At 66.2% G+C, this 12,022-nt stretch carries 7 protein-coding genes; 1 reads left to right on the forward strand and 6 read right to left on the reverse strand.

Annotation, left to right across the window (positions count from 1 at the left end; all coding sequences use genetic code 11):
- Positions 1 to 80: 80 nt before the first annotated feature.
- Positions 81 to 1,064 carry a helix-turn-helix transcriptional regulator gene (locus AC3WR5_RS04290; protein WP_492482138.1) on the reverse strand — a complete coding sequence of 328 codons (984 nt, stop codon included), beginning with the start codon at positions 1,062 to 1,064 and terminating at the stop codon, positions 81 to 83.
- A gap of 259 nt (positions 1,065 to 1,323) precedes the next feature.
- Here AC3WR5_RS04290 and AC3WR5_RS04295 point away from each other — a divergent pair, with 259 nt between their 5' ends.
- Complete coding sequence (locus tag AC3WR5_RS04295; protein ID WP_492482139.1) at positions 1,324 to 2,424, forward strand: hypothetical protein; 1,101 nt, start codon at positions 1,324 to 1,326, stop codon at positions 2,422 to 2,424.
- Between the two features lie 14 nt (positions 2,425 to 2,438).
- Here AC3WR5_RS04295 and AC3WR5_RS04300 read toward each other — a convergent pair whose 3' ends face one another.
- The 5 genes from AC3WR5_RS04300 to AC3WR5_RS04320 form a co-directional block, all read right to left on the reverse strand.
- Positions 2,439 to 3,107 (reverse strand): histidine phosphatase family protein, encoded by a 669-nt coding sequence (locus AC3WR5_RS04300; protein WP_492482141.1) that lies wholly within the window; start codon positions 3,105 to 3,107, stop codon positions 2,439 to 2,441.
- A gap of 69 nt (positions 3,108 to 3,176) precedes the next feature.
- Positions 3,177 to 4,136 carry an alpha/beta hydrolase gene (locus tag AC3WR5_RS04305; protein WP_492482143.1) on the reverse strand — a complete coding sequence of 320 codons (960 nt, stop codon included), beginning with the start codon at positions 4,134 to 4,136 and terminating at the stop codon, positions 3,177 to 3,179.
- Between the two features lie 159 nt (positions 4,137 to 4,295).
- Positions 4,296 to 5,756, reverse strand: coding sequence for a hypothetical protein (locus AC3WR5_RS04310; RefSeq protein WP_141286890.1), 1,461 nt, complete (start codon positions 5,754 to 5,756; stop codon positions 4,296 to 4,298).
- On the reverse strand, positions 5,740 to 6,819 hold the full coding sequence (locus AC3WR5_RS04315; protein WP_141286888.1) for an alpha/beta fold hydrolase: 1,080 nt from the start codon (positions 6,817 to 6,819) through the stop codon (positions 5,740 to 5,742). Before AC3WR5_RS04315 ends, AC3WR5_RS04310 begins: the two co-directional genes overlap by 17 nt.
- A gap of 303 nt (positions 6,820 to 7,122) precedes the next feature.
- Positions 7,123 to 12,015 (reverse strand): beta-ketoacyl synthase N-terminal-like domain-containing protein, encoded by a 4,893-nt coding sequence (locus AC3WR5_RS04320; protein WP_492482146.1) that lies wholly within the window; start codon positions 12,013 to 12,015, stop codon positions 7,123 to 7,125.
- Between the last annotated feature and the right edge of the window lie 7 nt (positions 12,016 to 12,022).

Raw genomic sequence — 12,022 nt, forward strand, 5'->3', positions numbered from 1 at the left:
CAATGAAGATATGCGCAAGCGACACGAATCCGGCCACGGGTTTTCCCAGGCTGGCGGCTTGTGACGGACGCGGAAAAGGCTCAGGCGTCGTAGCGCGACGCAGCTTCGCGAAGTCGCTCGGAGACCTGTTTCACCAGCGAGGCTGGCGACAGCACCTTGACCTGAGGCCCGTGGCGCAGGATGTCCATGATCAGCTCGGTCGCGTCTGCATACGGCAACTTCAGCTGCAGGCTGCCATCGGCCATCTCGCGCTGCTCCTGCTTAGGGTGCCACTCTTCCTGCGCCACCCAGAGGGCAGCCTCGGGCGTGAACTGCAAGGTAGCCCAGCTGAGTTTGTGGCCACTGAAGATGCCGTAGCCGCCGTCCAGCTCGGCCTCAACCGTCTTCAGGCTGACGTCTTTGGCTCGCTGGTCCAGCAGTTTGGCCGAACGCACTGCATCCATCGCAAAACGCCGCAGGCCTTCGCTGCTGTGGCACCAGGCGTCCAGGTACCAGGTGTTGCGGTAATGCAGCAGGCGCTGCGGGGAAACAATGCGCTGCGACTCGGTCTTGCGGCCACGGCTGAAGTAGCTCAGGTCCAGCCGACGCCGGGTCAGCAAGGCACTGCCGACCGATTCGAACCAGCGGCCAGGCACGGCGCGCCGCGCCGGGTTGACGATCTTGACGCGCTTCATCAGTTCACGCGAGGCGCTTTCTCCCGTGCCCAGCATGCTGTTGAGCTTGTCCTGCAGCGGCTGCAGGTGGCGCCCCAGCACGCCGCCCGAGTCCAGCCCGGCGATCAGCTGGTGCATGGTCAGCAGTGCGTGGATCTCCGTCTCGCTGAACCAGACGCCTGGCAGCTGGTGTGACACCTCGCCGCCCGCACTGCCACCGTCTTCGAAGCGGTAGAGGTTGTCGTGGCGGTCGTAGACGATGGGTGCGTCCATGCGCTCGCGCAGGTACTGCAGGTCGCGCTTGAGCGTCGCGCGCGAGACCTCCAGTTCGTCCAGCAAGGTCTCGAAGCTGACGCCGCCGCGGCTGCGGATCAGCACTTCGATCTTGTAGAAGCGTTCAGTCTTGTTCATCGGACAACCACACGGTGAAAGAACTGGTCAGGCGTCGCGCCAACCTGCTTCGTCATGGCACGCCTAGCGCATTCATGGCTCACAGCCTGAGCCTTCAGCATAGCGCATTCCCCAGTCTGTTTTTATCCACAGTGCTTTGGCTGGCTCATGCCATGAGCCCAGGGCCGCACAAACTGGCTCCCATCGTGAACAGGGCCTCCAGCCCCAGCGCCCGGCGGGCCGTACCGCCGACCGAAACGACTTTCAGGAGCTTTGCACCATGGCCCAGACCGCTTTCGCTTTCGACATGCCCGCCCAGAACTCGGCGCTGCCACCCGTGCCCTTGCCGGTCAGCTTCCGCGGCACGCCACCCACCCACGGCGGCCTGGCCAGCTCAGACGACGAGTTCGGCGCCGGCTTCGAGATCGGCCAGGAACACGCGCGCTACGGCGTGGTGCCGCCGGCACAGCACCTGCTGCCAGGTCACCCGGTGCGCCAGGGCTGGGCGCTGGCACAGCCGGGCTTCAGCGGTCGCACGCGCCGTGCCGACCCTGCCGTGCGCATGTGGCTGCAGCTGCGCCTGCACGCCTGGCAGTACCGGCAGGCCTTCGACACACTGCAACTGACGCCGCATTACCTGCGCCAACTGGCCGTGAGCCGCTGCCCGGTGACGCGCCGGTCGCTCAGCCTGGCCGAGGCCCACATCACGCCGCTGGCGCCAGCCGGTGCCTACACGGCCGGCCAACTGGTCGCGCTGAGCCCGGAGGCCGCCAAGGCCCGCGCCCAGCTCAGCCTGGCGCAGGTCCAGGCCCGCATCGGCCAGGCGCGCGCTGCGGTGGACGGCATGACCGAAGGCCTCAGCGCAGCTGAATGGACCCGGTTGGCCGCGCTGATGGCCCTGGTCACCCCGCTGCCAGCGGAAACACTGACGGACATGCCCATGGCCGCGCTGCCGCCGAACCGCGTGCTGCTGGCCAACCCGCTGCAAGGTCTGCAAGCGCTGGCCATGTTGCAGCTGGCGCAGCCCGATTGGGGCCTGCGCGTCGGCCGGTTGGTGGATGCCTTGCCCAATGCCGCGCTGCGCCGCGCCTTCCACCTGTGGCTGCACCGCCTGCTGCCGCGCGTCTGGGAAGGCGGCCGCCCGACCACGCCGGTGCAATGGCGCGAGCGGCTGGAAGATGCTGCATTGGATGGCAAGGTGCTGGTTGCCTGGCAACGCTTTGCTTCGCAGTTGAGCGCGGCGCAAACAGAGGCTTTGCTGAATCAGGTCAGCCGGCTGCGGCTGCCAGGCTGGCAGGTGCTGGACCACGCAGCCGGCGCCGTCGATGCAGGCGCCAGTCCGGCTTGGCATCCAGCCGCCGCGGGTGCTGCCCTTCACTGAAGGTGGCCGCCTGCTCAGGCGTAGGTCTGCAGCGCGCGGCCTTCGGCGTCGTCCAGGTGTGGCAAGGTGTTGAAGCTCAGCAGCAAATGGCCGCGATGGCCTGCGACCAGCTCGGTGACGGCGCTGTTGCGAATGCGCAGGTTCAGCTCGACGATGGCAGCTGAAGAGGCACCGAGCAAATGGCCCACGGCGACTGAGATCGGCCCGCCGCTGGAAACGATCAGCACCTGGCCTTCGTGGTGGGTTTGCGCATCGCGCAGCGCGAGCTGCACGCCGTCGACAAAGCCGCGGTAGGTCGGCATGCCTTCGGGCGCGCTTTCACCCTGCATCCAGGCCAGCAGCCCCTGGCGCAGCAACCGGAAGTGAGCCCGCACCGCGTCGGGTGTGCCCACTTTCGGCAATTCGCCGGTATGCACTGCACGCACCAAAGCTTCGGGCAGGTACTCGTCCAACCCGGGTCGCATGCGCGGGGTCAACGGCGTGCCCATGCCTTTGGCGATGGCCGCCAGCGACTGTGCATGGCGCTTCAGCGTGCCGGTGTAGACCGCGTCGAAGCGCTGGCCACGCGCCGCGAAGTAAGCCCCCAGGCGCTGGCATTGCTGCTCGCCAAGGGGGCTCAGCTGGTCATAGTCGGCCGCGCCGAACGAGGCTTGACCATGGCGAACGAGGTAGACACTTCCCATGGCGGCAAGTGTGCGCCTGTGGCGCTCGGGCAGCTGTCACGCGGGTGACCTGCCGAAATACCCGCAGGCTCAGCTCACGCCCAGGCTGCGCAGGAAGTTCTCGACAGTGTCGGTGTACGCACCTGGCTCACCCAGCTTGCCGTTGATGTCGCCATGGTTCATGCCCTGCGGCAGCACCGTGGCCTTGCCGCCCAGAGAGATGACCTTCTGCGCAAAGGCCTGGGCCTGTGGGCAGGAGTCGGCGCGGCCGGTGCCGCAGACCATCAGCACCGGGCCCGGCGGCGCCTTGGTCAGGCGGTGGTACGGCGAGACCTGGCGCCAGAAGTTCGGGTCGCTACCGAAGACCTTGTCATAGAAGCTGTAGTGCTTGTCTTCCATGGTCTTGACCACGTCCATCGATGCACTGTCCAGCGACACGGTACCAAGCCAGGGTTTGGCCCCGGCGCTGTAGGCGATCTGCGGGTCGGCCGAGAGCAGCGTCACCAGATGCGCACCGGCCGAATGGCCCATCAGCACAAAGCGGGAGGCATCTGCCCCCCAGCTGACTGCGTTGGCCTGGGCCACGGACAGGGCCTTGGCGACGTCGCGGGCCTGCTGGTCCACAGGCGAATTCGGCAGCATCGGGTAGTTGACCGACACGATCACATAGCCCTTGGGCAGCCATCGCGCGGCCTTGTTGATGATGACCTTGGACATGCCCTTGTCACCGACCATCCAGGCGCCACCGTGCACCATGAAGATCACCGGCGCCAGCCCCGTGTGCTGGGGGATGTAGATGTCCATCTTCTGCGCCGGATCGCTGCCGTAGCTGAAATCCTTCTCCAGACGCGCGCCGGGCGGCAGCGGCACGGGCAGCATCTGCCCTTCCATTGCCGCGGCGCCACCTTCTTGCGCCTGCTCCAGCTTGCGCGTCAGCATGCGGTCGACGATGGCGTCTTTCAGGGGGCCAGCAAAGACAGGCATCAGCAGACTCGCGCCCAATGCGGCCAGGCCGCCGCGCAGGATGAATCGTTTTCGGACCAGGGACATGGTTCGTTCTCCAGGGTGCTTGCATGAGGAAGCGCCGGGCCGCTCCCAAGCTTCCTCATCCCCCTCGGGGGGCCTGCCGCGAAGCGGCAGGTTTGAGGGTATGCACTCGCAACGTCCCAGCGGGCGAAGATGGTTGACACGGTGACGAACTGTTTCGCTTCAGTCGCGCGGGCTGCCCAGGAACACCTCGCAGCCACCTCGCGGATTGGGGATGTAGCGGTCACCGTTGAGCGGCATGATCTTCGGACCAAACGGATTCGCGGTGCCGATGAACATGCCGTGGGGGGTAGAGATCAGCGTGCGCAGACCCATGTTGTACGGATTGCCCATGCCATCGGTGGTGACCGGCACCCAGTTCTTGCCGTCGCAGGTTCGATAGAGGTCGAAGCCCGAGGAATGGTCCAGCAGGAACTGCGGCGTCAGCTTGTTGATGATGGTCGTGAACGCTTCCGGCCAGCGCCGCCGGTTCGCATAACCCAGCACCGAGCTCCACTCGAAGGTGCCCATGTACAGCCAGCCATCGTGCACGCACATGCGCCAGAAATAGCCGTTGAAGAAATTGTCGAACCCCGGCAGGTAGCCAGACAGCGCTTCCTTGCGACCCAGCGGCGTGTCGCGCGTCTCACCAACCAGCAGGTCCCAGCTGCCATCCGGCGCAATGCGCAGCAGCTCAGGCGGCGCAGGGCCGATGCGGTTTTGGGTGTCCACGCCACCGCCCTGGATGCCACCGCCCACATAGAGGTGCCCCTTGAACGGGTACAGGCTGAGCACGCACTGGTTCAGCGGGCCGCGGTAGGCCCCCTTCTCGATCACGCGCTCCCAGTGGTAGGGCTTCTCCCCTTCCACCGTGCTGCGCCAGATCTGGAAGCCTTCCAGATTGAAGGTGCCGATGTAGAGATGGTCACCGAAGCCACACATCTCGAAGATCGTTTTGTTGCCGGAATCGCCGAAGCCGAAGTCCGATACCGGCTCCCATTCGCCGCTGGCGGGGTCGGTGCTCTCGTAGACCACCGAGTGGCCGGAGACGTTCGGATTGCCGCCGCGCGAGCCAGCCGGCGTCGTGAACATGCGACCCTTGAACGGGACCATGGTGCGGATCGTCGTGACCGGCAGGCCCAGGCCGGGCTCGCAGGTCGGCTCGAAGTGATGCCCGTCGGTCGAGCGCAGGATGTTCGGGCCGGGGCCGCGCGCGGGCGACCAGGTGCTGACGTACAGCTCGGGCTCGTTCGGCCTGCCAGGCGGGGTGTAGACCACCATGCCGCGGAAACCCAACTCACGCGGGATCAGCTTGCCATGGCTGCCGACGATCATCGGCGCCTTGAAGCGCTTCTCCCACACGCCTTCGTGCGGGTCGTAGCACCAGATCTCGGCACCCATGTCCAGGTCGAACGGACTCTCGGGGCACTCCACCGGCCAGATGTCCATGCCGATCGGCAGGCGGGCCTTCATGAACGGGAAGTTGCCCCGCGTGGTCGCCACGTACAGCCGGTCCTTGTACCAGGCCATCGAATGCGCATAGGCATTCAGGCCATCGCCAAAACCACCGTGGGCAACCAGTTTGAAATCGCGTTGACCGAGTCCGGGATGAACGCCGAGCTTGTTCTTATTGCGAGACTGCACTGAGTTGTTCCGTTGCCATCGCGGCAATGAAAGAAGCCAGGACCTGTTCGGCCTCGGCTCGGCTGGCCGCAGGGCCGACACGGGCGTGCTCCCGGGTCGTGAAATACCAGGCTTCGCCAGCCTGGAAAATGCGGTCGCTGCGGAAGAAGTTGCGCTTGGGCTCGCCGGTGCGCAGCTCGTGGCGCACGCCGAACTCACCGCCCCAGAAGCGGTTGCAGCCGGAAATCAGTTCCTGTGGCCGGGACGACGGGAAGAAATGCCCGCCATCGCGCACGCGGCGGAACACCGCGTGGCCCCAGACTTCCAGCAATTCGCGGCCGGTCAGCCGGGCTTGCGAATGGTCGCCGTACATGGCCATGATGGGGAACTGCAGCTTGCGCAGCTCGTCCAGCCGCAGTCCGTCGTCGCCCATCAGCTCGGTGCAGGCCTTGGTCTGGTCCATCAGGCGGATCCACTGGCTGGCCGTGCGGTTGCCGTACTTGCCGATGAACGGGCTGACCATCTCCTGCAGCACGGCGGGCACTTCCTCGCTGCGCAATTGCAGGTGGGCCACCTCGGTCAGCAGCTTGTAGCCGAAATACGGGTCGCGGGTGTCCAGCCCGATGCCGTGCTCGTCAAGCACAGCCTGCATCTTGGTGCCGAACTGGCCGGCTTCCCAGTGGTGTTCGTGGCGAGCGGCTGCGATATGGGTGTCTGCCAGCACCAGGCTGCTGAAGCGGTGCGGCGCCAGGCAGGCGGCGTTCAGCGCCACCACGCCGCCGTAGCTGTGGGTCAGGAAATGCGCCTTGCGGATGCCCAGGTGGTCCATCAGGCCCAGCAGGTCTTGCGCGAGGTCGGGCGGCTCGTAGCCGCTTTCGGTCATCTCCGAGCGACCATGGCCGCGCAGGTCGAACAGCGTGACGCGGAAACGCTGCGAGAAAACAGGCGCGTAGTGGAAGTACCAGAAGGCCATGTTGGTGGCCAATCCGTGCACCATGATGAGGTCTTCGACCTCATCGGTGGCATCTTCCGGCGCCATCTGAACATAGTTCAGCCGGGCTCCATTGACTTGAGCGACAGGCATGGCAATTACTCCGAAAGGCTCAACATCTGCGGTCGCATCACGAACCGGTGGTACGCGGCAAGCCTGCGCTCGCGTCGACGTTGCCGAGGGTCCAGGGACGCTGATGCGTGACTGCTCAGACTGAAAGCAATAAACACACCTGCATGCCACCGCTCCGCCTGTCCGCGCACGGCGCGGGTTGGGCGGCGGTCGGCTGAAATACGAGGCGCGGCGATCCTGCTGTCACGCATGGTTACGCATTCTGCCGGCTCCACCCCTGCCTGGGCCAGGCCACTTACAAGCGTTTCCATCAGCGTCCCCACTTCAATGGACCTCGACCCGGTCGCCGCTCTCTGTGGCCAGTGCGATCAGCGAGCCCTCGTCGCGATAAATCGTCACCGCCAGCAATGCCTGGGCATGGCTCACGCGGGCCTGCAGGCCGGCTGCATCGAGAAACTCCACCGCAAAGGCTTCCGGCTGGCCTTGCAAGCCCAGGCCCAGGCACTTGGCCGCAGCTTCCTTGGCGCACCATAGCGCCAGCAGGCGGCCAGGCTGCTGATCGGCCGGCAATGCGGCCAGTGCAGCCTGCTCGGCCGCGGTCAGCGAAGTCGCAAACAGCTCGGGGTTCTGGATGCGGCCGTGTTGCTCCGCGTCCACGCCCACCGGTGCATCCGGGTGATTCACCGCCACCAGCGAACCAGCTTCGTTGTGTGACAGCGACACCTGCGGCGCCGGCACCAGGTGGTCGCGCCACCAGCCGTCCACCCAGGGCGCGCCCAACTCGTCGTGACCGACCAGGATGTCGGACGAATACAGCAGCTGGCCGGTCTGCAACTGGATCCACTGGCGCACGGCTTCCTTCAGACATGCACGGCCCAGCAGCCACTCCCGCTTGCGGCGCACGCTGCCCGTCAGCGCCGCCCACTCTTCGCGCTCTTCGACGCTCAGGTAGATGTGCGCCAGGATGCGCAGGAAGATGTTGCCCGACTGGGCGCAGAAGTCTTCCGGCAGGTGCTCCAGGCGCCACAGCAAGGTGCCCTTTTCAGCGCCAGCCGCCAGCGGCTGACCCAGCCAGCCGTTCAGCGGGTCACGGCGGACCTGGTAGAAGCGGTTGGGCACCGAGAAGAAGATGTTGACCAGCTTGTTGACGCGCACCAGCGGCTGGCCGTTGGCGTCCAGGCATTCGAACTGCCAGGCGCGCGGCGCCGACACCTCATTGTTGGACGCGTCCAGCGAGTAGTGACGCGCACGCAGCTGGATGCCGGGCTGTGCGTTCGGGCACGGCGTGTAGAGCTCAATGCGGTCGATGGTCGACGGGAAGCAGTTGAAGTCCGTGCCCACGTACTGGGCGATCCAGAAGGCTGCCAACTGACCCATTGCGTCCAGCAGCACCGGGTTCAGCACCAGCGTGGCCTGCTGGCCCGGGGTGAAGAAGCTGTCCAGCGAGACCGGCGACAGCGCGCAATCGATGCCCGCGTCGTCCCAACCGTGGATGTGCTCGATACTTTGGAACACCGGGCCATGGAACATGCCGCAGGTGTAGAGCTCTTCGTCGTTCCAAAGCGAACTGCGCCATTCCGTCAGGTTGCTCGCCGCGGGCAGTTGCCACACCGGCGCAAAGCGGAATTCCGCGCTCACCAGCCGGCCCGACGGCCCGGACAGCAAGGCGCTGAAGCGCTGCTGCTCGCGGTTCATCACCTTGGCCTGCACCTTCAGCTCGATCTCGCCATCGTCCAGCGCGATCCAGTCGAAAGCGCGCACGTTTTCGATCACGCAGACGTTGACGCTGCCGGCCAGTGCAGCGGCCGCCTGGGCCATGATCTCCAGGCTCACCATCAGCGGCACGCAGGACAGGCCGACCAGCTGCGGGTCATCCACGGAGACACGGCCGGACAGCACGTGGTCGCGCAGGAAGTTGTCTCGCTCCAGGCTCAGCGCGGAACGCGCCACCAGGTGTTCTTCGTCGAATTCCAGGATCTCGTCAAGGAATCCCATGGCAGCCGCCACCGGGTCCTGCTCCGCGGCGACAGCCTCGGCTGACTCGTCCCAGTCGGACTCGATCGGCAGGCGATCCATCACCGCGCGCTGCTGTTCCAGGAAGCCGCGCATCACGTCGAAGTATTCGCCCATGACCTGGCCACGCAGCGCGGCCTCGCTGTCCAGCGGCGACAGCTCCTCCATGGGAGCAGGCGCTTCGACCGGCACAACGGCTGCAGCAACGGGCGCCTGCACTGCTGGCGGCAAGGCAGCCAGCACGGGTGCAGCCACCGGCACCGCTTCGGACGGCAGTGCGGCGAGGTCACGCAGGCGGCAGCGTTCACCTTCGTTCAGGTGCATCTGCGGCATGGTGTTGTCCAGCAACACGCCCTTGGGCGCCGGCACGGTCAGGTCCGTCAGCGCCACGGTGTTCAGCTTGCGGCCATTGAACAGCGTGGCCAGGCCCACCGGCTTCTGATGCACCCACAGCTGACCCAGCACGCTGAGCAGCTGTTCCATGCCGCTGCGGCGGCGCTGGTTGGTGGCAATGGCGGTGTATTCGCGGCCGGCCAGGATGTCGTTGACAAAGGCCGTCAGGTTGGCCGACGGGCCGACCTCGATGAACCAGCGCACGCCGTCGTCGTGCATCTTCTGGATGGTTTCGCGGAAGCGCACGGTGGTGGACCACTGGGCGGCGGCCTGCTGGCGCAGCGCGGTCGTGCCTTCGGGGAACAGATTGGCCGAAGCGCACGAGTACATCGGCACGCGCGGCGCGCCGAGCTTGATCGCGCGGTAGTACTTCAGGAAGGCCTTGGTGACGGTGTCGAACGCAGGCGTGTGGTAGCCGCGGTCGAACGGCAGCATCATGCAGATCGCACCAACCTGCGTCAGCTTGGCCTGCAGCGCAGCCATGGCTTCGGCCGAGCCGTACAGGATCACCTGGTTCGCGCAGTTGTCCATCGCAACGAACACACCGGTACCGGCTTCGGCGACAAAGCCGTCCAGCTGCTCGCGCGGCAACGCACCGACGGCCAGCAGCGCGCCGGTCGGGATCGAACCATCGGCCAGTTCGGCACGGTAGACCTTGTTCAGCTCACGGATGAACTCGGCCAGCTCCTGCGGCGTGGCGGCAGGAATCGCACCCGAAGCCGCCAGCGCCGACGATTCGCCTGAACTGTGGCCCAGCATCACGTCCGGCTGTACGCCCAGCGTGCCCAGCAACTGGTTCAGCGCCTGGCCGCCGACGAACACGGCTTCGGAGCCGACGTCCATGTCGTTCATGCGGCGCTCGAGCATCGCCCGGCGCTCCGCGCTCAGGCCGGTGGACGGCGGGTAGGCAATGTCGGTGCGGCGCTCGCCCGGCTGGTCCGGATACAGGCTGCACCAGAAGTCCAGCCAGTTGCGCACGTCGTCGAAGCACAGCGCCAGATCGCCCAGCATGCCGGGGTACTGCGAACCTTCACCCGGGAAGATGAAGGCCAGCTTGCCCTGCATCGGCTGGCTGCTGTAGACCATGCCATTGCGGGTGGACCAGTTCGGGTTGCCATCACTCAGCTTCTTGACGGCTTGTGTCAGCTGCTTGGACAAGCTGGCCTTGTCGGACGCGACCAGCGCCAGACGACAGGCGGCTTGCGCATCGGTGGCAGCCAGCGAGCCGGCCAGGTCGGACAGCGTCAGGTCATGGCGCGCCTCGATCAGGGCCTGCACCTCGGCCACTCGCGTCTTCAGCGCCTCGGCGGAATCGGCCGACAGCACGAACAGCTCGGCCGACCAGGGCATGAAGCGCTGCGGCGACAGGGCCGCAGCTGGCGCTTCTTCCAGCACCGCATGGGTGTTGATGCCGCCAAAGCCGAAGGAATTGACACCCGCGCGGCGCGGCGCGCCTTGCGGCGCGATCCACGGCCCGGTCTGGTTGTTGATGTACATCGGCGTCTGGTCAATGCCCAGATCCGGATTGATCTCGCCGCACAGCATCGGCGGCAGCACCTTGTGGTGCAGCGCCAGCGCGCTCTTGATCAGGCCTGCCATGCCGGCGGCCGGAATCGTGTGGCTGATCATGGACTTGACCGAGCCCAGTGCGATCGTGCCCTGCTCTGCCGTGCGCTCGCCGAAGATGCTCTTCAGTGCGCCGATCTCGGTCTTGTCGCCCAGCGGAATGCCGGTGCCATGGGCCTCGATCAGGCTGATGGTGGATGGGTCCACGCCACAGTCCGAGTAGGCACGCTTCATCGCCAGCGATTCACCTTCCATGCTGGGCGCGAGCAGGCCGGTGCCACGGCCGTCGCTGGACTGGCCCACGCCACGCACCACGGCGTAGATGCGGTCGCCATCGGCCAGCGCTTCGTCCAGCAGCTTCAGCGCGACGATGCCCAGGCCTTCGCCCAGCAGCGTGCCGTCACTGCCTTTTTCGAACGGGCGCACCTTGCCGCGGCCACTCAAGGCGCCAAGCTGGGTGAAGATGACCGAGACTTCCGCAGGCAGCGAAGCGTTCACGCCGCCCGCCAACATCAGCTTGCTGCGGCCCAGGCGCAGTTCGTCCATGGCGGCGTTGACGGCCAGCAGCGAAGACGAGCAGGCCGCGTCCACCAGGTAGTTCGGGCCCTTGAGGTTCAGCCGGTTGGCAATGCGGCCAGTCATCACATTGGGCACCAGGCCAGGCGCGATGTCGGCGCTGGCGGCCGGCAGCTTCTTGGCCAGCATGCTGCGCACGGCCTCGATCTGCTCTTCCGTCATGTGCGGACAGCTGGCACGCAGGATCTCGATGGTCTGGTCGACCACGATGTGATTCTGGATCAGCGTGCCCTGCCCACGGTGCAGATAGGTGCTGTGACCCAGCACGATGCCGGTGTCGCGGTGGTCGTACTTCGGGTCGGCGTAGCGGCCACCCGCATCGCGCAGCGCATCACCCGCCACCTTCAGCGCCAGGAACTGGTCCGGCTCACCGCCATCCAGCGAGTTCGGCATGATGCCGAATTCGCGTGGATCGAAGCGGTAGAGGTCCTTCAGGTAGCCGCCATACGGCGTCTTGATGCGGCCGGTGTCGAGGTAGCGCTGGGCGTCCCAGGACTCGACCGGCTCGGTGATCGCGTCGACCCCGCCGATGATGTTGCGCCAGAAGGCATGCATGCTGCCGGCCTGCGGGTACATGCAGGCCATGCCGATGATGGCAACGGCGGCAGGCACGTCGGCCTTGCTGGAGATGCCACCGGTGGCGGCGGCGCCTTGGGTCGATTCAGTCATGGTGCGC

This window comes from Ideonella sp. FW305-24, assembly GCF_058788035.1.